We start from the raw sequence: 19,566 nt of genomic DNA, 5'->3' as shown, positions 1-19,566 counted from the left end.
TCACCGTGCTGGGAAACAACGCGCGAACCCCGCCGGTCCGGCCGCCTGGCGGCGGGGACGGGCGGGGGCGGCCGTCATCACGGCACTCTGCGGTATCACGCGGACTTGTTGCGGTCCTGGTCGTCGACTTCCTCGAAGTCGGCGTCCACCACGTCGTCGGCGCCCTTGGCATCGCCGCCGGGCTCCTCGGACGACCCGGCGCCGCCCTCGGCCGAGGCCTCTTCCTGCTGCGCCTTGTACATGGCCTCGCCGAGCTTCATCGACGACTGCTGCAGGGCGTCGATCTTGGAGCGGATGGCGGCGACGTCGTCGCCCTCGACCGCGGCCTTCAGGGCGGCCACGTCCTCCTCGATCTTCGAGCGTTCGCCCGCCGCGACCTTGTCGCCGAACTCGGCCAGCGTCTTCTCGGCGGTGTGCAGCAGGGTGTCGGCCTGGTTCTTCACCTCGACCAGCTCACGCCGCTTCTTGTCGTCGGCCGCGTTCTCCTCGGCCTCGCGGACCATCCGCTCGATGTCGGCGTCGGACAGGCCGCCGGACGCCTGGATGCGGACCTGCTGCTCCTTGCCGGTGGCCTTGTCCTTGGCCGAGACGTTGACGATGCCGTTGGCGTCGATGTCGAAGGTGACCTCGACCTGCGGCACGCCGCGCGGTGCCGGCGGGATGCCGACCAGGTCGAACTGGCCCAGCATCTTGTTGTCGGACGCCATCTCGCGCTCGCCCTGGAACACCCGGATGGTGACCGCGGTCTGGTTGTCCTCGGCGGTCGAGAACACCTGGCTTTTCTTGGTCGGGATCGTGGTGTTGCGGTCGATCAGGCGGGTGAACACGCCGCCCAGGGTCTCGATGCCGAGCGACAGCGGGGTCACGTCGAGCAGCAGGACGTCCTTGACCTCGCCCTTCAGCACGCCGGCCGGGATGGCGGCGCCGGCGGCGACCACCTCGTCCGGGTTCACGCCGCGGTGCGGCTCCTTGCTGAAGAACGTCTTCACGGTCTCGATGATCTTCGGCATGCGGGTCATGCCGCCGACCAGGATCACCTCGTCGATCTCGCCGGCGGTCACGCCGGCATCCTTCAGGGCGGCCTTGCACGGGCCTTCGGTGCGCTTCACCAGGTCGTCGACCAGCGCCTCCAGCTTGGAGCGCGTCAGCTTGATGTTCAGGTGCTTCGGGCCGGACTGGTCGGCGGTGATGAACGGCAGGTTGACCTCGGTCTGGATCGAGCTGGACAGCTCGATCTTGGCCTTCTCGGCGGCCTCCTTGAGGCGCTGCAGGGCCAGCTTGTCCTTGCGCAGGTCGATGCCGTTGTCCTTCTTGAACTCGTCGGCCAGGTAGTCGATGACGCGCTGGTCGAAGTCCTCGCCGCCGAGGAAGGTGTCGCCGTTGGTCGACTTCACCTCGAACACGCCGTCGCCGATCTCCAGCACCGACACGTCGAAGGTGCCGCCGCCGAGGTCGTAGACCACGATCGTGCCGGACTGCTTCTTGTCGAGGCCGTAGGCCAGCGCCGCCGCCGTCGGCTCGTTGATGATCCGCAGCACCTCGAGGCCGGCGATCTTGCCGGCGTCCTTGGTGGCCTGGCGCTGGGCGTCGTTGAAGTAGGCCGGGACGGTGATCACCGCCTGGCTGACGCTCTCGCCGAGATAGGCCTCGGCGTCGCTCTTCAGCTTCTGCAGGATCATGGCCGAGATCTGCGCCGGGCTGTACTTCTTGCCGCCGACGTCGACCCAGGCGTCGCCGTTGTCGCCCGCCACCACCTTGTAGGGCACCAGGTCGTTGAACTTCTTGGACACCGTGTCGTCGGACCGGCGCCCGATCAGGCGCTTGATCGCGAACAGCGTCTTCTCGGGGTTGGTGACCGCCTGGCGCTTGGCCGACTGGCCGACCAGCTGCTCGTCGCCCTCGGTGAAGGCGACCATCGACGGCGTCGTGCGGGCGCCCTCGGCATTCTCGATGATCTTGGCGCTGGCGCCGTCCATCACGGCGACGCACGAGTTCGTGGTGCCGAGGTCGATACCGATAACCTTGCTCATGAACCTACCTCTTTCTTCGGCAAGCGGCGGAGGCCCCTAAGGCACCGTCGGCCGCCCCCATCGGGTGATGACTGGAGCTAGCGGGTATATAGGGACCGGCCTCCGGCGTGCAAGCCGCCCGGGCCGGCGATTCGGGCACAGGGCGGCCCGTCAGGCGGTGGTGTCGACCCGCGGCCGGTCGGACGGCGTCGGGCCGCTCTTGGCGACGCCGACCATGGCGGCGCGCAGCAGGCGGTCGTGGATGACATAGCCCGGGGCGAGCAGCTGCACCACGGTGCCGGCCGGCTTGCCGCTGTTCTCGACCTCGAACATCGCCTGGTGGAGGTTCGGGTCGAAGCGCTCGCCGAGCGGCTCGATCCGCTTGATCCCGGCCTTCTCGAAGGCCGACAGCACGTCGCGCTCGGTCATCTCGACGCCGACGATCAGGTTCTTCACGGTGTCGTCGAGCGCCTCGCGGTCCGCCGGCGCCGCGTCCAGGGCGCGCCGCAGGTTGTCGACCGCGTTCAGCAGGTCCTTGGCGAGGTTGCCGGCGGCGTACAGCCGGGTCTGTTCCTTCTCGCGCTCGGTCCGGCGGCGCACGTTCTCGGCCTCGGCCAGGGCCCGCAGCGCCTGGTCGCGCAGCTGCGCCACCTGGCCCTCGAGCTCGGCGATGCGGGCATCGCGCGGATCGCCGTCGCCGGTGTCGATGGTGCCGTCGGTGTCGATGCCGACGTCCAGCCCGGCGTCGTCGGCGCTCGGCGCCTCGCTCCGGTGGTCGGGCTTGTTGGGCTCGTTCGACATTGTGACTGGTCCCCGATGTGCGAAGTCTTGGGAGAGTTTCGTCGTGATCCGGCGCTATGTAGGGCGACCCGGCCGAGATGAAAAGCGTTCAGTCGAGCAGGCGGCCGATCAGCTTGGCCGTGTAGTCGACCATCGGGATGATCCGGGCGTAGTTCATCCGGGTCGGGCCGATGACGCCGATCGCGCCGACGATGGTGCGGCGCTGGTCGTGATAGGGCGCGATGATCATCGAGCAGCCGGTGTGCCGGAACAGGGCGTTCTCGGCACCGATGAAGATCTGAACCCCGTCGGCCTCGCCGGTCGAGTCGAGCAGCCGCAGGGTGCTCTCCTTCTCCTCCAGGATCTCGAACAGGCCGCGGATCCGCTCCAGATCCTCGAGCGCCGAGACGTCGGTCAGCAGCTGGGCCTGGCCGCGCAGGATCAGCGCCGGCCCCTGCGGCCCCTCGCCGCGGGTCGCGAGCCCGGCCTGCACGACCCGGCTGGTCAGCTCGTCGAGCTCGGCCTGGCGATGCGCGATCTCGGTCTCGACCTGCAGCCGCAGTTCGTCGAGCATCTGTCCCTTCAGCCGCGAGTTCAGGTAGTTGCTGGCCTCGGTCAGGGCCGATGCCGGCAGGCCGGCCGGCAGCTCGACGATGCGGTTCTCGACCAGCCCGCCCTCGGTGACCATGACCACCAGGCCGCGCTGGTTGCCGAGCGGCACGAACTCGATGTGCTTGAGCGGCGCCTCGGATTTCGGCGACACTACCAGCCCGGCGCAGCGCGACAGCCCGGCCAGGGTCGACGAGGCCTCCTCCAGCATCTCGCCGACCGTTCGGCCGGCGGCGGCGCATTTGCCGTCGATGTTGGCGCGCTCGTCGGCGCTGATGTCGCCGCCGATCTCCAGCAGGCCGTCGACGAACATCCTGAGGCCGGCATCGGTCGGCAGCCGGCCGGCCGAGGTGTGCGGCGAGTACAGCAGCCCGGCTTCCTCCAGGTCGGCCATCACGTTGCGGATGGTGGCCGGCGACAGCACCAGGCCGAGCCGGCGCGACAGCGTGCGCGACCCGACCGGCTCGCCGGTCTCCACATAGGCGTCGACGATGTGGCGGAAGATCTCCCGCGTCCGGCCGTTCAGGCGGCCGACGATTCCACTCGTCGTCTCTCGGGTGCTGGTGCTCATGGCCGGCTGAATCTAGGAAGCTGCCGGGGGCCGGTCAACGACCGCCCTTGCATGGCCGCCGCGCGCGAGCCCTGCGAAGCGCCGGCAGGGTGGACGGCCCGCCTGCCCGGCGGTAGGTTCCCGGCCCACCGCGCCCCCGCCCGATCGCCGCTGGAACCACCGGGTGCGCGCCCCGGAGCCGACCGCAGGAGCCGACCGATGCCGCAATCCCCCTCCGGCGCCTTTGCCGGCCGCCCGTCCGGCCGTGCCGTCGACGACCTGCGCGCGGTCCGGTTCGAGCCGGGCTTCGCCAAGCATGCCGAGGGATCCTGCCTGATCCGGTTCGGCGACACCCATGTGCTGTGCACCGCCAGCATCGAGGACCGGGTGCCGCCGTGGCTGAAGGGCGGCGGCAAGGGCTGGGTGACCGCGGAATACGGCATGCTGCCGCGCTCCACCCATACCCGCACCGACCGCGAGGCCGCGCGCGGCAAGCAGTCCGGCCGCACCCAGGAGATCCAGCGGTTGATCGGGCGTTCGTTGCGGGCCGTTACCGACCTCGCCCTGCTCGGCGAGCGCCAGATCCGCATCGACTGCGACGTCATCCAGGCCGACGGCGGCACCCGCACCGCCGCGATCACCGGCTCCTGGGTCGCCCTGCACCAGGCGCTGTCGACCCTGCTGCGGTTCGGCGCCGTCAAGACGATGCCGCTGACCGACCATGTGGCGGCGATCTCCTGCGGCCTGTACAAGGGCGCGGCGGTGCTCGACCTGGACTATGCCGAGGACTCGACCTGCGACGCCGACGCCAATTTCGTGCTGACCGGGCGCGGCGGGATCGTCGAGATCCAGGCGACCGCCGAGGCCGACCCGTTCGAGGAGGCGTCGTTCGACAGCCTGCTGCGGCTCGCCCGCAAGGGGGTCTCGGAGCTGGTCGACATGCAGAAGGAAGCCGTCGGTTGACCGTGGAGACGATCCGCAGGCTGTCCGGAACGACACTGCTGGTGGCCTCGCACAACCCCGGCAAGGTGCGCGAGATCCGCGAGCTGCTGGCGCCGTTCGGCATGGAGATCGTCGCCGCCGCGGAGCTCGGCCTGCCGGAGCCTGAGGAGACCGGGACCACCTTCGTGGCCAATGCCGAGCTGAAGGCGCTGGCCGCCGCCCGGGCCGCCGGGATGCCGGCGCTGTCCGACGACTCCGGGTTCTGCGTCGACGCCCTGGGCGGCGACCCCGGCGTGTACTCGGCGCGCTGGGCCGGGCCCGGCAAGGACTTCGGGATCGCCATGGCGAAGGTCTGGGAGGCCGTGCAGGCCTCCGGATCGGCGGACCGCGGCGCCCGCTTCGCCTGCGCGCTCAGCCTGGCCTGGCCGGACGGCCACACCGAGACCGTCGAGGGCGAGGTGCACGGGACCGTGGTGTGGCCGCCGCGCGGCGGCCGCGGCTTCGGCTACGACCCGATGTTCGTCCCGGCGGGCCATGAACAGACCTTCGGCGAAGTCGATTCGGAGTGGAAACATTCCGTCAGCCACCGGGCCGACGCCTTCGCCAAACTGGTCGCGCGGTGCTTCGATGGCGGCCGCGACGGCTAATATCGCCCCTTCGGCGGCGGCGCGCGACGAGGCCATCGGGGTCTACGTCCACTGGCCGTTCTGCCTCTCGAAATGCCCGTATTGCGACTTCAACAGCCATGTCGCCGACGCGGTCGACCACGACCGCTGGCGCCGCGCACTGGTCCGCGAGCTGGCGACCCAGGCTGCCCGGGCCGGCCGGCGCCGGGTCGAGAGCGTGTTCTTCGGCGGCGGCACGCCGTCGCTGATGGCGCCCGACACCGTCGCCGCGGTCCTGGAGACCGTCCGGTCGTCGTTCCGGATCGCAAACGATCTCGAGGTGACCCTCGAGGCCAACCCGACCTCGGTGGAGGCCGGCAAGCTGGAGGCGTTCCGGGACGCCGGGGTCAACCGGGTGTCGCTCGGCGTGCAGGCGCTCGACGACTCGGTGCTGACGTTCCTGGGCCGGACCCATGGCGCCGGCGAGGCGCTGGCGGCGGTGGCGACCGCCCGCGAGCGCTTCGAGCGCGTCAGCTTCGACCTGATCTATGCCCGGCCGGACCAGAGTCCGCAGTCCTGGCGGCGCGAGCTGGCCGGCGCGCTGGCGCACGCCGCCGGTCACCTGTCGCTCTACCAGCTGACCATCGAGCCGACCACGCCGTTCCATTCCCTGCACGCCCGCGGCGCCTTCCGGCTGCCCGACGAGGACACTGCGGCGGCGCTGTGGGACGTCACCCAGGACACCCTGGAGGCCGCCGGCATGCCGGCCTACGAGGTCTCCAACCACGCCCGGCCGGGCCAGGAATGCCGGCACAACATGGTGTACTGGAGCTACCGCGACTATCTCGGCGTCGGCCCCGGCGCGCATGGCCGGCTGAGCGAGGGCGGCGCCAAGGTGGCGACCCGCACCCACCGGGCGCCGGCGATCTGGCTCGACCGGGTCGAGCGCGACGGCCACGCCCTGGTCGACGACCGGCCGATCGACCCGGCCGAGACCCTGATCGAGGCCACCCTGACCGGGCTGCGGCTCGCCGGCGGCCTGCCGCGCGAGCGCTGGACCGCGCTGTTCGGGCGCGGGCCGGAGGACCTGTTCGAAGCCGCGACGATATCGCTGCTGGTCGACGGCGGATTCCTGGCGCTCGATACGGAGGGGCTGCGGGCGACCGCCGCCGGCCGCGCCCGGCTGGACGCGGTCACCGACCGGCTGCTGCGCGGGGCGCGGCCGCCGGGCTGACGGATGGGAACGGCCCTGTGGCCCGGGGTGGTCGTGGTGCCGGCGGGCAGTGGTTGAGGCGGTGGCGGGGGACAGGATGGCATCGCGTCTGGCGACGTACTGGGCCGGCGGCCGTATCGGCGTCGGCTCCAGTCCGGTCGGGCTTCATGTGGCCAACACCGGCCTGCTGCGGGCGCTGGCCCGGCATGGCGGATTCGACCGGCTCGACGTGCTGACGCATGTCACCGTCACGCCGGCGGAACTGGCCGAGGACCTTCTGGACGGCGAGGCAGCGGCCACCGAACTGGTGCCGGGCAGCGTCCTGGACGTCAGCCTGCTGGCCGCGGCCGGCGCGATGCTGCGGGGCAGCCCGGATCTCGTCGATCTCGCCTGGCTGCGCCGCCGGAGCGTCGGCGACCGGGCCTACAGCCTGCTGGGCGTGATCCACACCATCGCGCCGCCGGCGGTGCGCGGCCAGATCGCCAATGCCTCGGTCGGCCCGGTCCATCCCTGGGACGCGCTCATCTGCACCTCGCCGACGGTGCGCAGCGCGGTCGTCGAGATGTTCGACGAATGGGGCGTCTATCTGGCCGAGCGGTTCGGCGGCAACCGCCAGCACCGTCCGCATCTGCCGCTCGTTCCGCTCGGCGTGGACGGGGCGCGGCTCGCGGCGCTGGCCGACCGGCCGGCGGTCCGCGCGGCCCTGCGCGAGGAGCTCGGCATCGGGCCCGACGACGTGCTGGTGCTGTGGGTCGGCCGGCTGTCGTTCTTCGAGAAGGCGTTCCCGCAGCCGATGTTCCGGGCGGTCGAGGAGGCGGCGCGGTCGAGCGGCAAGCGCATCCATTTCGCCCTGGCCGGCTGGTTCCCGGGCGCCGATGCCGATCGCCGCCGCTACGAGCAGGCAGCCCGCGCCTACGCGCCTTCGGTGCCGGTGCATTTCCTCGACGGCGGCGACCGCGACCGGGTCGGCAGCCTGTGGGCCGCCGCCGACGTGTTCCTGTCGCTGATCGACAACGTCCAGGAGACCTTCGGCATCACCCCGATCGAGGCGATGGCCGCCGGGCTGCCGGTGGTGGTCAGCGACTGGGACGGCTACCGCTACACCGTGCGCGACGGCGAGGACGGCTTCCTGATCCCGACCCTGATCGGCCCGGCCGGCCGCTTCGGTGAGAGCATCGCGATCCGGCACGCCCTGCAGATGGAATCCTACCAGTCCTATGTCGGGATGGTCGCCCACTCGACTGCGGTCCATGTCGGCCGGGCCGCCGCGGCCCTGGCGGAGCTGGCGCGCTCGCCCGGGCTGCGCCGCCGGATGGGTGCGGCCGGTCGGGCCCGGGTCCGGGAGACCTTCGACTGGGCGGTGGTCGCCGGGCAGGTCAACGCCCTGGTCGACGAGCTGGCGGCGATCCGGGCGACCGCCGAGACGGCGCCGGCCGGCCGGGCGCCGAACCCGGTCGGCGGCGACCCGTACCGTGCCTTCGCCGGCTTCGCGACCAGGGTTCTGTCGCCGCAGACCGGGCTGACGGTCCGCCCCGGCGTCGGGGCCCACGACCTCGAGCGGGCGAGGCGGGTCGATCTCGACACCGCCTACTCGTTCTGGCGCGCCTCGCCCGACGAATGCACCCAGATCCTCGAGATGATCGCCGACGGTGCGGCGGGAACCGTAAAGGCGGTGCTCGACCGGTTTCCCGAGCCGCAGCGCTTCAGGATCGAGCGGGCGGTCCTGCTGATGGCCAAGCTCGGCATGCTCGACTGGCTGCCGGCCGAGGGCTGAGCGCCCCGGCGGGTCAGTTCAGCAGCGGCTCGAAGCTGGTCGGCGCCGGATCCTGGATCTCGATGCCGGACGGCGTGAGCTGCAGCACCGCGAGGCCGCGCTGGTTGCTGCCGTCCGGCATCAGCCGGAACAGCCCGTCGACCCCGGCGAAGCCGCTCGGCTGGGTCAGCGACTCCCGGTCGAAGGCCGGCCCGCCGGGCTGGCGCGCCATCACCGCCGCCAGCGACACCGCGTCGTAGGCGAGCGAGGCCAGGCCCGCCGGGGCGGCCCCGAACACCGAGCGGTAGCGCTGCTCGAACGGCCGCCGGGTCTGCGGCGAGGGTGCTGCGAACCAGCCGCCGGCCAGCGCCGGCTCGCGGCCGAGCTCGGGATCGTTCCACAGGGTGCTGCCGAGATAGCGGACCTTGGCGTTGTCGATGTCGTAATAGGCCATCAGCGGCGCCAGGTTGCGGATCTCCGACCCGCCGTCCGGCACCAGCACGGCGTCGATGTAGGGCGTGCCGTCGGCGCTGGCCCCGATCCGCTGCGCGAAGCTTCGGACCAGCGGGCCGTTCTCGGTGCCGCGGCCGGTCGGATAGCTGTCGCTGGCGACCACCGCGCCGCCGGTTCGGGCCACGGTCGCGTTCAGCGCCTGCAGCGCGGTCGAGCCGAAGGCGTTGGCCGGCACCAGGGCACCGAACCGCGTCAGTCCGCGCGATGCGGCATACGCGGTCACCCGCTGGACCTGCTGACCGGGAAGCAGGCCGAACACCCAGACCCCGTCGCCGGCGACCGAGCGGTCGTTGGAGAATGCGATCACCGGCACGCCGGCCGGCCGGGCGATCGGCGCGACCGCCGATACGCCGGTGGCGAACAGCGGCCCGACGATCAGGCGGGCGCCGCCGGCGATCGCCTTCTGGGCGGCGGCCGCAGCACCGTCCGGGGTCGAGCCGGTGTCGTGGACCGACAGCGCGAACTCGTCGTCGGCGATCTCGAACAGCGCCAGCTCGGCGGCGTTGCGCATGGCCAGGCCGACGCCGGCGGCGCGGCCGGTCAGCGGCACCAGCAGGGCGATCCGCGGCGGGCCGGCCGGCACCGCCGGCGCGGTTTCCGGCAGCGACCGGCCAAGCTCCAGCGAGCCGGCCGGCGGCAGCGGCTGCTGGACCTGGGGTTGTGGCTGCTGCTGGGCCGGCGGCGGGCTCGACGCGACCGGAACGGTATCGCCCGAGCTGCAGGCGGCAAGCCATAATGCCAGGATCGCGATACCGGCGCCGGCGACGGCGCGGGGCACGAGCCGGTTGCGAGACGGCAGGCGGAGCGGCGGGAGGCCCATGGTGCAGTTCCCTGGTGACGGACGCCGACGGTGACGGACGCTAATCGAGCGCGCCGGCCAAGTAAACGCGCACGCGGTGGCGGGAATGCGGCGCCGGCGGCCGATGGCGGGGCCCGGGCCCGGCGGCGGGCCGCCGAGCGCCTCGGGGTCCGGGCCGAGACCTGGGCGGCGGCCTGGCTGATCCTGAAGGGCTACCGGGTGCTGGCGCGTCGGCTGCGCAGCCCGGCCGGCGAGGTCGACCTGGTGGTGCGGCGCGGCGGTCTGGTGGTTGCGGTCGAGGTCAAGGCGCGGCCCAGCCTGGCGGCCGCCGTCGATGCGGTGTCGCCACGCCAGCGGTGGCGGGTGGCGCGCGGGCTGGAAAGCTTCCTCGCGGGCCGGCCCGATCTCGCCGGCCTCGACCGCCGTTTCGACCTGGTGGCGGTCAGGCCGTGGCGGCTGCCGGTCCATCTGGTCGACATCTGGCGGCCGGGCGGGTGACGGGGGCCGCCGAACGCACTAGATATGGAAGCCGCCGCCGACTCACTCATCGCCCACTGCCGTTGGAGACCCCGATGCCGCGTCGCACCACCCCGGTTGCCGTCCTCGGCGCGATCGCCCTTGCCGCCCTCGTCGCCGGGACCGCGGGCTGTACGCCGGTCGGCATCGCGGTCGGGGCCGGCGCCGCCGGCGCCACCGCCACCCAGAAGGAGAAGGGCTTCGCAGCCGCGGTCGACGACACCCGCATCAAGGCCGAGCTGAACGGCCTGTTCTTCCAGACCAACGCGGCCCTTTACCAGGACGTGTCGTTCACGGTCGAGGAGGGCCGGGTGCTGCTGACCGGGATCGTGCCGAAGCCGGAGGACCGGGTGCAGGCGGCCAAGCTGACCTGGTCGGTGCGCGACGTCAGCGAGGTCATCAACGAGCTCAGGGTGGCGGACGAGAGCACCCTGACCGACAAGGGCCGCGACATCTCGATCGCCGCCAAGCTGCGGACCCGGCTGCTGCTCGACGACCAGGTGTCGCTGATCAACTACTCGGTCGATGTGGTCAACCAGACCGTCTACATCATGGGCGTGGCGCGCACCGAGGCCGAGCTGCAGCGGGTGCTCGGCACCGCCCGCGACATCGCCTATGTCCGCCAGGTGGTCGATTTCGTCCGGGTGGCGACGCCGAAATGAGGGTTGGCCGATGAGGGACGCCGGATGACGCCGGAGACCGCCCTGGGCGCGCTCGACGCCGCCGCCGCGGCCGGCGAGGCGCCGCTGGCGATCGCCGAGACCGCGCTGGCGCTGGCGGTGCTCGACCGGGTCGGGCAGGGCGCCGCCGCACCCGACACCCGGCCCTGCCTGGAGGCCCTCGACGCCCTGGTGGCGGCGGTTGCCGAGGCCGAGGCGCGCAGTGTCGAGCCGGCCGCCACCCTGGCCGCCGGGATCGCCGGGCGGCTCGGCTACCGTGGCGACTCCGAGACCTACGACGACCTGGCCAACGCCGACCTGATCCGGGTGCTGGAGCGCCGGTGCGGCCTGCCGGTGGCGCTCGGCATCCTGTACATCCACGCCGCCCGGGCCCGTGGGCACGGCGCCGCCGGGCTGAACGTGCCGTCGCATTTCATGATCGGTGTCGAGGTGCTGGGCCGGCACTGGGCGCTGGATCCGTTCGGCGGCGGCGAGCCGCTCGGCCCCGACGACCTGCGGGCCCGGCTGCGGCGGGTCAGCCCCGACGCCCAGGCGTCGCCGGCCGCCCTGGCCCCGGTGTCGGACCGGGCGGTTCTGCTGCGCCTGCAGAACAACATCAAGCTGCGGCGCCTGCAGGCCGGCGACGTGCCGGGTGGTCTGGCGGTGCTCGAGCGCATGCGACGGATGGCGCCGGAGCTGCCGGAGCTGGTCCGCGAGCAGGCCGGCGTGCTGGCGGCGACCGGGGCGATGCGGGCGGCGACCGCCGCGATCCGCGGCTGGCTCGACGCCGGCCACGGCGACCCGGACAGCCGGCGCACGCTGGAGGCCCAGCTCGCCGGCATCGGTTCCCGGCTCAACTGACAGAAGTTCCGCGCCGCCACCGCCCATTCCGCTTGCGCGCGGGCCGGCCGCGATGGATGGTCGGCCGGCCGGCGACAGAACGGCGAGAACGATCAGGGAGACCGCCCATGGCCCTCGAGGTCGCGATCCAGATGGATCCCATCGAGACGGTGTCGATCCACGGCGACAGCAGCTTCGCGCTGGCGCTGGAGGCGCAGAAGCGCGGCCACCGGCTGTACCACTACCTGCCGCGGCACCTGACCTTCAAGGACCGCCGGGTGACGGCCCGGGTGGCGCCGCTGGAGGTCCGCCGGGTCGAGGGCGACCACTTCACGCTCGGCGCCCGCGACGTGATGGACCTGTCGACCGCGGACGTGGTGCTGCTGCGCCAGGACCCGCCGTTCGACATGAGCTACATCACCACCACCCACGTGCTCGAGCACATCCACCCGAAGACCCTCGTGGTGAACGACCCGGCGAGTGTGCGCAACGCCCCGGAGAAGCTGTTCGTCACCCATTTCGAGGGGTTGATGCCGCCGACCCTGATCGCCCACGACCCGGTGGAGATCAAGGCGTTCCGCGACGAGCACAAGGACATCATCGTCAAGCCGCTGTTCGGCAACGGCGGCGCCGGGGTGTTCCACGTCAAGCCGGACGACGAGAACCTGAACTCGCTGCTGGAGCTGTTTACCCAGTTCTACCGCGAGCCGGTGATCGTGCAGCGCTACCTGCCGGAGGTCCGGCAGGGCGACAAGCGGGTGATCCTGGTCGACGGCAAGGGCGTCGGCGCGATCAACCGGGTGCCGGCCCAGGGCGAGGCGCGCTCCAACATGCATGTCGGCGGCAAGGCCGTGAAATGCGAGATGACGACGCGCGACCACGCGATCTGCGAGGCAATCGGCCCGGAGCTGAAGCGCCTCGGCCTGGTGTTCGTCGGCATCGACGTGATCGGCGACTACCTGACCGAGATCAACGTCACCTCGCCGACCGGCATCCAGGAGCTGTCGCGCTTCGACGGCATCGACGTGGCGGCCATGCTGTGGGACGCCATCGAGGGCAAGCTTTAGGCGGGGCCTACACCTCGGCCGCCGCCTCGCGGCCGATCAGCAGGGCGTAGCGCCGCACCAGCCAGACCGTGCGCTCGAACAGGGCGGTGGCGGCGTACAGGGCTTCGTGCTCGGCCGCCGTCAGCCGGGTCTCGCCGGCGACCCGGCGGCGCAGTTCGTCCATCGCTTCCGACCGGTCGCCGCTGAGCGCCAGCAGCAGCGCCACCTCGTCCGGTTCGGACGCTCCCGCGCTGTCGGTCTCGTGCGCGAGCGCGTCGAGCGCGGTCAGCAGCAGGGCGTGCTGGCTCTCGACCAGGGCCCGTAGCAGGCCGTCCAGCCGGCCGCCGCCGGTCGCCTGCAACCCGCGATACGGACCCGCGAGCTGCTGGTCGGCGGTCACGAGCAGCTCGCCCAGCAGCTGGTTGCGCTTCTCCAGCTGCAGCACCGCCAGCATCAGGTCGCGCGACGAGGTCGCGTCCAGCAGCTCGGTCAGGAAGTGCTCGCAGCGCGCCGTCAGGTTGCGGCTGGCCTCCAGCAGCGTCGCGGCCTCGACCGCCGGCGCCGCCTCCGGGCGGACCGTGTCGAGCAGGGCGGGCAGGTGGCCGAGGATCCGCGCCTGCTCTCGGCGCACCAGCTCGACCGCGGTCTCCGGGTCCTCGACCGCCTGGTCGTACAGGTAGCGCGGCCGCGACAGCCGCTCCTCCTCGCTCTCCGGGGCTGCGCGCGCGGCCAGCGCCAGCACCGGGCCGCCGAGCACCGACATCGCCAGGGCGGCGACCAGCTGCAGCGCCAGGTAGAGCAGGGCGACCGCCTGGTCGGGCGCCGCCGTGGCCGCCGCCAGGAGCGCCGCGCCGCCCGGCAGTTCGACGACCTGACCGGCGACGTAGACCGGCAGCAGCAGGACGACCCCGGTCACCTTGGCCAGCACCTGCACCAGCGCGAGCTGGCGGCCGCTGCCGGTCAGGTTGGCCGACAGCAGCCAGACGCTGAGTCCGGAACCGAGGCTGGCGCCGAACACCAGCAGCGCGGTCTGGTCGAGGGTCAGCACCCCGGCGGTGGTCAGGGTCACCGCCACCACCGAGACGGTGGCCGAGCTCTGCGCCACCAGGGTCAGGCCGGCGCCGACCACGAAGGCCAGCAGCGGCCAGCCGGCGGCGAAGGCCAGGAAATCGGCGACCGCCGGCACCGCCCGCAGCTCGCCGCCGCTCTCCTTGATGAACACGATGCCGAGGAACAGCAGGGCGACGCCGAGCGCGGAGCCGAGGGCGTGCCGCCAGCGCGGTGCCCGGTCGAGGTTCAGGAAATAGCCGAGGCCGGTGGCGGCGAGCAGGTACAGCACCAGCAGCCGCAGGTCGACGACCGCCAGCAGCACCAGTATCGAGGTCCCGACATTGGCCCAGACCACCAGCGGCACCGCCCGGCGGATGCCGAGCAGGCCGGCCGAGATCAGGCTGACCACGATGAAGGTGATGGCGCTGCTGCTCTGGGTGACGGCGCCCGACAGGGTCCCGACCAGGGCGGCCAGCGCCGGGTTGCCGGTGGCGCGCGCGATCAGCCGGCGGAACCAGCGGCCGCTCATTTCCCGCAGGTTGCCGCCGATCAGGCGAATCCCGACGAAGAACAAGCCGAGGCCGGCCAGCAGGTCTGCCGCGATCTCCATGACCGGCCGGCGGTCAGCCGCGCCGCAGCGCGCGCAGGGCCAGCACCAGCCAGACCAGCACCAGCACGATACCGCCGGCATGCACGCCGATCAGCACCTGCCGGTGCAGCCGGGTCAGGGCGGCGACCTCCGCCTCCACCGCCTTGCGGCGGGCGGCGGCCAGGTCCCGGACCTCGGCGACCTGGGCGTCGAAGCCGTCGTTCAGCGGCCGGTCCATGCCGCGCACCGAGTGATCGACCCGCCATGCCGCCTGCGGATCGGCGGGATCGAAGGATTGCAGGGCGGTCGCGTAGCGGTCCCGCAGCTCCGCGTGCAGGGCGATCAGCCGTTCGACGCTGCCGGTCGCCAGGCCGAGCCGGGCGGCCCGGTCGTGGAGCCGGTCCAGGCGCTCGGCGACCGCGGCCTCCTGGTCGTGGAAGGCGGCGGTGTAGCGCGCGAGATCCTCGGCGACGTGGCCGCGCAGCAGCACGTTCTTCCATTCCTGGACCTGGGTCTTGAACCCGACCTGCGCCTCGCGGGCCAGGTCGGTGGTCTCGATCAGCCGCTCGGTGACCGCGGCGTAGGACTCGGCCTCGCGGCCGATCCGGTCGAGGCCGTAGATCGCGATCACGTTGATGACCACCAGCACCACCACCAGGGTGCCGGCCATCATCACCAGCTGGCGCCGGGCGGCCTGGCGGTCGCCGAATCCGGTTCCGGTCATGCAATCCCCCGTTCGCCGGCCTCTCCCCGCGAGCGCTATAGCACGAACCGCCCGGCCGGGGGGATCAGGCGACGGCCGTGAGCTCGACCAGATAGGCCTCGACCCCGCCGTCGGCCGTCAGCGCCAACCGCCCGATGGGGCCGTCGAGCCGCACCGCGTCGCGGCGGCCGAGCTCGACCGGCGGAAGGCCGTCGACCGCCAGCCGGCATGGCGTCTCGGCCAGCAGCAGGGTCACCGCCGCGTCGGCGGCCACCGCCACAGGGCCGGTCTCGACGATCCGCCGGACCCGGCCGCCGAACCGGCCGCGCCGGGTCATGACGTTCAGGTCGGTGATCGGCCCGTCCGGCAGGGTGGCGGCGACGTCGGCGTCGGCCGGGAAGCCGAAGGGCGGGGTGGCACGCCCGAGCCGCGCCGGCCCGCCGGGCAGCCCGTGCAGCACCAGCCCGGCGCCGTCCAGGACCGCCAGGGTGCGGTCGACGCCGGGGAAGGCCGAGAACGGCCCGTCGGCGGCGACCACCGCCATGCTGATCCGCCAGTCGAAGTCGTCGAGCCCGGCGCCTTCCGGGGCGAGCGCGATCTCGGTGGTCGAGCCGCCGCCGTTCTTCCACGGCATGACGCGATGCTGGCTGGCGCGGAGGATCTGCATGGCTCGGTCCTGGGGCTATCCGGTGCCGGCACGATACCCCAGGGCCTCGGCGACGTGCACCCGGGTCACGCCGTCGGCGCCGTCCAGGTCGGCCAGGGTGCGCGCCACCCGCAGCACCCGGTGGTAGCCGCGGGCCGACAGCTTCAGGCGCTCGGCGGCGAGCCGCAGCAGGTCGAGCCCGGCCGGGTCCGGCTCGGCGACCGCCGCCAGGACCTCGCCGTCGGCCTCGGCGTTGGTCAGGGTCGCGCCGGAGGGGTCGAGGGCGCGGTAGCGCTCGGCCTGGACGGTGCGGGCGCCCGCGACCCGGGCGGCGACCTCGGCGGTGCCCTCGGCCGGCGGCGGCAGGGCGAGGTCGGCGGCCGACACCGCCGGCACCTGGACGGTCAGGTCGAAGCGGTCGAGCAGCGGGCCGGACAGCCTGCTCTGATAGTCCTGGGCGCAGCGCGGCGCCCGGCCGCAGCTGCGCGACGGGTCGGCGAGGTGGCCGCAGCGGCACGGGTTCATCGCCGCCACCAGCTGGAACCGCGCCGGGTAGCTGACATGGTGGTTGGCGCGGGCGATCACCGCCTCGCCGGTCTCGATCGGCTGGCGCAGGGCGTCGAGCACCTGCCGCGGGAACTCGGCGAGTTCGTCCAGGAACAGCACCCCCCGATGGGCCAGCGACACCTCGCCCGGCCGGGCCCGGGTGCCGCCGCCGATCAGCGCCGGCATCGAGGAGGAGTGGTGCGGGCAGCGGAACGGCCGCTCGCGCGAGATCCGCCCGCCCTTCAGCTCGCCGGCCACCGACCGGATCATCGACACCTCCAGGGCCTCGGCCGGGGCGAGGCCGGGCAGCAGGCCGGGCAGGCGGGCCGCCATCATCGACTTGCCGGCACCCGGCGGGCCGACCATCAGCAGGTTGTGGCCGCCGGCCGCCGTCACCTCCAGCGCGCGCTTCGCGGTCTCCTGGCCCTTGATGTCGCGCAGGTCCGGATAGCGCGGCTCGGGGCCGGCCCCGGCGCGCGGCGGCTCGGGCAGGACCTGGATGCCGCGCAGGTGGTTCAGCAGCGACAGCAGGTCGGGGGCCGCCACCACCTCCAGGTCGTCGGCCCAGCGCGCCTCCGGCCCGCAGGCCTCGGGACAGATCAGCCCGCGCCGTCCGGCGCCCGCCGCCGCGATCGCCGCCGGCAGGACCCCGGCCACCGGGGTGATGCGGCCGTCCAGCGCCAGCTCGCCCATCGCCACCCAGCCGGCCAGGTCCTCGGCGGACAGCGCGCCGAGCGCCAGCAGGATGGCGAGCGCGATCGCCAGGTCGAAATGGCTGCCCTCCTTCGGCAGGTCGGCCGGCGCCAGGTTCACCACGATGCGCTTCTGCGGGATCGCCAGGCCGAGCGCCGAGAGGGCCGCATGCACCCGCTCGCGACTCTCGCCGACCGCCTTGTCGGGGAGTCCGACCACGTAGATGCCGGGCCAGCCGCCGCCGCCGGCGACATGGACCTGCACGTCGACCTCCAGGGTCTCGATGCCGCGGAACGCGACGGTGGCGACGCGGGCGGTCATGCGCCGGCTCCCTTCAGGACGATCTTCGGGAGCTATGGACGGGCCTCGGCCGGTTCACCGCCGGGTCACCTGGAAATCGCGTCGAATCAGAATGATATCGGGAATCGTGAGGAGCACCGGCCAGCCCGGCAGCGATTCGCCGGGTTGGCTAAACATAACCAAGCAAAATCAGTCTTCTATAGGCAATTTATAATGTAATGCTAAACTTTAAGTAAATGCGACAATTGCTTATAATAAATTCGCTCGAATTATGAACTGATCCAGACAACTCACGAAAATCCAAGGAGAATCCGGTCACAGCGGGTTGGCGGTCACTCGGCGGCGCTGGCGACCGCGGCTTCGGTGACCGATGCCGCCAGCCCGATCGCATCGGTCCAGGAGCAGCCCTGCAGGTCGGCGCCGTTGAAACCGGCATGGCTGAGGTCGGCGTGGTCGAACACCGTGCCGTGCAGGACCGCGCCGCCGAAGTCGACCTTGTCGGCCTTGGCGCCGACCAGCGAGGCACCGGTCAGGTCGGCCGGCCATTCCCGCTGCACCTCGAGCGTCGACGGCTTGAGGATCTGCATCGGGGTCAGGCGGGCGTGGGTGAGGGTGGCGCCGTCGAGCCGGGCCGCCTTCAGGCGGGCGCCGCGCAGGTCGCTGCGCGACAGGTCGATCCGCTCGAGGCTGGCGTCGGACAGGTCGGCGAAGCGCAGGGAGCACTGGCGCAGGTTGGCGCCGTCGAGCCTGGCACCCGAGAGGTCGGCGGCCGACAGGTCGGCGCCGGACAGATCGATGCCGGACAGGTCGGCACCCTTGAACGAGGCGCGCGCGCCCTTCTTGCCGCCGGAGCTGATCCAGGCGAAATGCTCGATCACCTTCTGCTGGACGTCCGGCGCGGCCTTCTCCAGCCCGGTGGCGATCAGGCAGGCGGTGAGGTCGGCGCCCGACAGGTCGGCGCCGTCGAGATTGCAGGACCGGAGGTCGGAGCCGGTCAGGTCGGTGTCGGTCAGCACCGCGTCGGCGAAGTTGACGCCGCGCAGGTTGGAGCCGCGCAGGTCGCTGCCCTTGAACGAGGTCTTCGACAGGTCGGCCCGGCTGAGGTTGACGTCGCGCAGCACCGCCGACTGGAACCCGGCGCCGACCGCGATGACCGCCGACATGTTGGCGCCGGTCAGGTTGGTGCGCACGAACTGGGCGTTCGAGACATCCGCCTTCGACAGGTTGGCGTTCTGCTCGATCGTGCGGTTCATGTCGACGATCTTGGCCGGCCGGAAATCGGCGTCGGTCAGGTCGGCGGCCATCAGCTTGGCGCCCTTGAGGTTGGCGCCGCGCATGTTGGCATGCATCAGCTTGGCGCCGGCGAAGTCGACGGTCTCCAGCTTGGCGGTCGAGAACTGGGCGCGCTCGAGATTGCCGCCGGCGAAGTTGGATCCGCGCAGGTCGGCGCCGGCGAACAGCGCCTGGCGCAGATCGGCCGCCGCCAGCATGGTGCCGCGGAGCGTCTTGTGGCGGAAATCGGCCTGCTGGCCGCCGGTGTACTGCTTGAGATACAGGCCGTGCTTGCGGACAGCGTCCGCCACGTCCCAATCGAGATCCTGGCTCGGTCTCATGATCGTCCCCACCCGCGCGTTTTGCGCGTCCCGTGTCGCACGCCACATAAGGTGGTATGCGCTTCCGGAGACCACGACCTGTTGAGGTCGCAGGCCATATTCAACATTAGCGTACGTTCAATTGTGGAAATCTGCAAGGAAATCAGGGTCTTACAGCATTTTCCTAAAATTTGCTTTAATTCAGATAAGGTTCGGCGGGCTTTTCAATCGCTTGGGGGGGTTACTTGCCGGCGGGCTTGATCATGCGGCCGAGGTCGGTGCCGGCGAACACATGGACGTGGAGATGCGGCACCTCCTGGCGGGCGTCGGCCCCGTTGTTCGCCAGGATCCGGTAGCCGGGATCCTCGGCCCCGAGGTCGCGGGCGACCTTGCCGACCGCCCGCACGAAGCCGACGATCTCGGCGTCGCTGGCCTCGGCCGAGAAGTCGGCGAACGAGACGTAGGCACCCTTGGGGATCACCAGGACATGGGTCGGGGTCTGCGGGTTGATGTCGTGGAAGGCGAGCGCGTACTCGTCCTCGTACACCGTCTTGTTGGGGATCTCGCCGCGCAGGATCCGGGCGAAGATGTTGTTCGGATCGTAGGCCATGCC

At 72.0% G+C, this 19,566-nt stretch carries 18 protein-coding genes; 8 read left to right on the top strand and 10 right to left on the bottom strand.

Going from position 1 to position 19,566, the window contains the following annotated elements:
* Window positions 1-95: 95 nt before the first annotated feature.
* From dnaK to hrcA, 3 genes are all read right to left on the bottom strand, one after another.
* Entirely contained in the window at window positions 96-2,030 is a 1,935-nt protein-coding gene (gene dnaK, locus RIC31_RS09300; protein WP_350105481.1) for a molecular chaperone DnaK, read from the bottom strand.
* Between the two features lie 150 nt (window positions 2,031-2,180).
* Window positions 2,181-2,810 carry a nucleotide exchange factor GrpE gene (grpE, locus tag RIC31_RS09295; RefSeq protein ID WP_350105478.1) on the bottom strand — a complete coding sequence of 210 codons (630 nt, stop codon included), beginning with the start codon at window positions 2,808-2,810 and terminating at the stop codon, window positions 2,181-2,183.
* Window positions 2,811-2,898: 88 nt separating this feature from the next.
* The gene (hrcA, locus tag RIC31_RS09290; RefSeq protein ID WP_350105474.1) at window positions 2,899-3,969 is read right to left on the bottom strand and encodes a heat-inducible transcriptional repressor HrcA; all 1,071 of its coding nucleotides are present in this window, start codon (window positions 3,967-3,969) and stop codon (window positions 2,899-2,901) included.
* A gap of 198 nt (window positions 3,970-4,167) precedes the next feature.
* Here hrcA and rph point away from each other — a divergent pair, with 198 nt between their 5' ends.
* From rph to RIC31_RS09270, 4 genes are all read left to right on the top strand, one after another.
* Window positions 4,168-4,911 carry a ribonuclease PH gene (gene rph / locus RIC31_RS09285; protein WP_350105471.1) on the top strand — a complete coding sequence of 248 codons (744 nt, stop codon included), beginning with the start codon at window positions 4,168-4,170 and terminating at the stop codon, window positions 4,909-4,911.
* 2 nt (window positions 4,912-4,913) lie between these two features.
* The gene (gene rdgB, locus RIC31_RS09280) at window positions 4,914-5,537 is read left to right on the top strand and encodes an RdgB/HAM1 family non-canonical purine NTP pyrophosphatase (protein WP_350105721.1); all 624 of its coding nucleotides are present in this window, start codon (window positions 4,914-4,916) and stop codon (window positions 5,535-5,537) included.
* Window positions 5,518-6,729: a radical SAM family heme chaperone HemW gene (gene hemW / locus RIC31_RS09275; RefSeq protein ID WP_350105466.1), complete on the top strand. Its 1,212-nt coding sequence runs from the start codon at window positions 5,518-5,520 to the stop codon at window positions 6,727-6,729. Before rdgB ends, hemW begins: the two co-directional genes overlap by 20 nt.
* A gap of 76 nt (window positions 6,730-6,805) precedes the next feature.
* Window positions 6,806-8,482, top strand: a complete 1,677-nt coding sequence (locus RIC31_RS09270; RefSeq protein WP_350105463.1) for a glycosyltransferase family 4 protein — start codon at window positions 6,806-6,808, stop codon at window positions 8,480-8,482.
* Window positions 8,483-8,495: 13 nt separating this feature from the next.
* On the opposite strand, the gene RIC31_RS09265 is transcribed toward RIC31_RS09270, so the two are convergent.
* Window positions 8,496-9,752 carry a penicillin-binding protein activator gene (locus RIC31_RS09265; protein ID WP_350105460.1) on the bottom strand — a complete coding sequence of 419 codons (1,257 nt, stop codon included), beginning with the start codon at window positions 9,750-9,752 and terminating at the stop codon, window positions 8,496-8,498.
* Between the two features lie 72 nt (window positions 9,753-9,824).
* Between RIC31_RS09265 and RIC31_RS09260 the strand changes: the two genes are divergently transcribed.
* The 4 genes from RIC31_RS09260 to gshB all read left to right on the top strand — a co-directional run bounded on the left by RIC31_RS09260 (window position 9,825) and on the right by gshB (window position 12,855).
* Window positions 9,825-10,271 carry a YraN family protein gene (locus tag RIC31_RS09260; protein WP_350105457.1) on the top strand — a complete coding sequence of 149 codons (447 nt, stop codon included), beginning with the start codon at window positions 9,825-9,827 and terminating at the stop codon, window positions 10,269-10,271.
* Between the two features lie 74 nt (window positions 10,272-10,345).
* Window positions 10,346-10,951 (top strand): BON domain-containing protein, encoded by a 606-nt coding sequence (locus RIC31_RS09255; protein WP_350105454.1) that lies wholly within the window; start codon window positions 10,346-10,348, stop codon window positions 10,949-10,951.
* A gap of 24 nt (window positions 10,952-10,975) precedes the next feature.
* The gene (locus tag RIC31_RS09250) at window positions 10,976-11,809 is read left to right on the top strand and encodes a transglutaminase family protein (RefSeq protein ID WP_350105451.1); all 834 of its coding nucleotides are present in this window, start codon (window positions 10,976-10,978) and stop codon (window positions 11,807-11,809) included.
* A 107-nt stretch (window positions 11,810-11,916) separates the two neighbouring features.
* Window positions 11,917-12,855: a glutathione synthase gene (gene gshB, locus RIC31_RS09245; protein ID WP_350105448.1), complete on the top strand. Its 939-nt coding sequence runs from the start codon at window positions 11,917-11,919 to the stop codon at window positions 12,853-12,855.
* Window positions 12,856-12,862: 7 nt separating this feature from the next.
* Here the strand turns inward: gshB and RIC31_RS09240 are convergent, their stop codons facing one another.
* From RIC31_RS09240 to RIC31_RS09215, 6 genes are all read right to left on the bottom strand, one after another.
* Window positions 12,863-14,494 carry a Na/Pi symporter gene (locus RIC31_RS09240; RefSeq protein WP_350105446.1) on the bottom strand — a complete coding sequence of 544 codons (1,632 nt, stop codon included), beginning with the start codon at window positions 14,492-14,494 and terminating at the stop codon, window positions 12,863-12,865.
* A 13-nt stretch (window positions 14,495-14,507) separates the two neighbouring features.
* Entirely contained in the window at window positions 14,508-15,197 is a 690-nt protein-coding gene (locus RIC31_RS09235) for a hypothetical protein (RefSeq protein WP_350105444.1), read from the bottom strand.
* Window positions 15,198-15,261: 64 nt separating this feature from the next.
* Window positions 15,262-15,843: a HutD/Ves family protein gene (locus tag RIC31_RS09230; RefSeq protein WP_350105441.1), complete on the bottom strand. Its 582-nt coding sequence runs from the start codon at window positions 15,841-15,843 to the stop codon at window positions 15,262-15,264.
* Between the two features lie 15 nt (window positions 15,844-15,858).
* Window positions 15,859-17,382: a YifB family Mg chelatase-like AAA ATPase gene (locus tag RIC31_RS09225; protein WP_350105439.1), complete on the bottom strand. Its 1,524-nt coding sequence runs from the start codon at window positions 17,380-17,382 to the stop codon at window positions 15,859-15,861.
* Window positions 17,383-17,693: 311 nt separating this feature from the next.
* Window positions 17,694-18,974 (bottom strand): pentapeptide repeat-containing protein, encoded by a 1,281-nt coding sequence (locus RIC31_RS09220; RefSeq protein WP_350105438.1) that lies wholly within the window; start codon window positions 18,972-18,974, stop codon window positions 17,694-17,696.
* Window positions 18,975-19,194: 220 nt separating this feature from the next.
* Window positions 19,195-19,563 carry a histidine triad nucleotide-binding protein gene (locus RIC31_RS09215; protein ID WP_350105437.1) on the bottom strand — a complete coding sequence of 123 codons (369 nt, stop codon included), beginning with the start codon at window positions 19,561-19,563 and terminating at the stop codon, window positions 19,195-19,197.
* Window positions 19,564-19,566 lie beyond the last annotated feature (3 nt).

This window comes from Thalassobaculum sp., assembly GCF_040219615.1.
Taxonomy (GTDB): Bacteria; Pseudomonadota; Alphaproteobacteria; order Thalassobaculales; family Thalassobaculaceae; genus Thalassobaculum_A.
This window is presented reverse-complemented; position numbering and strand designations above follow the sequence as displayed.

What these genes read in the sequence shown, in the direction of transcription:
- RIC31_RS09250 (WP_350105451.1), top strand. Translation starts at nt 10,976, where the DNA reads ATGACGCCGGAGACCGCCCTGGGCGCGCTCGACGCCGCCGCCGCGGCC.
- RIC31_RS09220 (WP_350105438.1), bottom strand. Translation starts at nt 18,974, where the DNA reads ATGAGACCGAGCCAGGATCTCGATTGGGACGTGGCGGACGCTGTCCGC.
- RIC31_RS09255 (WP_350105454.1), top strand. Translation starts at nt 10,346, where the DNA reads ATGCCGCGTCGCACCACCCCGGTTGCCGTCCTCGGCGCGATCGCCCTT.
- RIC31_RS09215 (WP_350105437.1), bottom strand. Translation starts at nt 19,563, where the DNA reads ATGGCCTACGATCCGAACAACATCTTCGCCCGGATCCTGCGCGGCGAG.
- RIC31_RS09230 (WP_350105441.1), bottom strand. Translation starts at nt 15,843, where the DNA reads ATGCAGATCCTCCGCGCCAGCCAGCATCGCGTCATGCCGTGGAAGAAC.
- RIC31_RS09240 (WP_350105446.1), bottom strand. Translation starts at nt 14,494, where the DNA reads ATGGAGATCGCGGCAGACCTGCTGGCCGGCCTCGGCTTGTTCTTCGTC.
- RIC31_RS09270 (WP_350105463.1), top strand. Translation starts at nt 6,806, where the DNA reads ATGGCATCGCGTCTGGCGACGTACTGGGCCGGCGGCCGTATCGGCGTC.
- dnaK (WP_350105481.1), bottom strand. Translation starts at nt 2,030, where the DNA reads ATGAGCAAGGTTATCGGTATCGACCTCGGCACCACGAACTCGTGCGTC.
- hrcA (WP_350105474.1), bottom strand. Translation starts at nt 3,969, where the DNA reads ATGAGCACCAGCACCCGAGAGACGACGAGTGGAATCGTCGGCCGCCTG.
- gshB (WP_350105448.1), top strand. Translation starts at nt 11,917, where the DNA reads ATGGCCCTCGAGGTCGCGATCCAGATGGATCCCATCGAGACGGTGTCG.
- hemW (WP_350105466.1), top strand. Translation starts at nt 5,518, where the DNA reads ATGGCGGCCGCGACGGCTAATATCGCCCCTTCGGCGGCGGCGCGCGAC.
- grpE (WP_350105478.1), bottom strand. Translation starts at nt 2,810, where the DNA reads ATGTCGAACGAGCCCAACAAGCCCGACCACCGGAGCGAGGCGCCGAGC.
- rph (WP_350105471.1), top strand. Translation starts at nt 4,168, where the DNA reads ATGCCGCAATCCCCCTCCGGCGCCTTTGCCGGCCGCCCGTCCGGCCGT.
- RIC31_RS09235 (WP_350105444.1), bottom strand. Translation starts at nt 15,197, where the DNA reads ATGACCGGAACCGGATTCGGCGACCGCCAGGCCGCCCGGCGCCAGCTG.
- RIC31_RS09225 (WP_350105439.1), bottom strand. Translation starts at nt 17,382, where the DNA reads ATGACCGCCCGCGTCGCCACCGTCGCGTTCCGCGGCATCGAGACCCTG.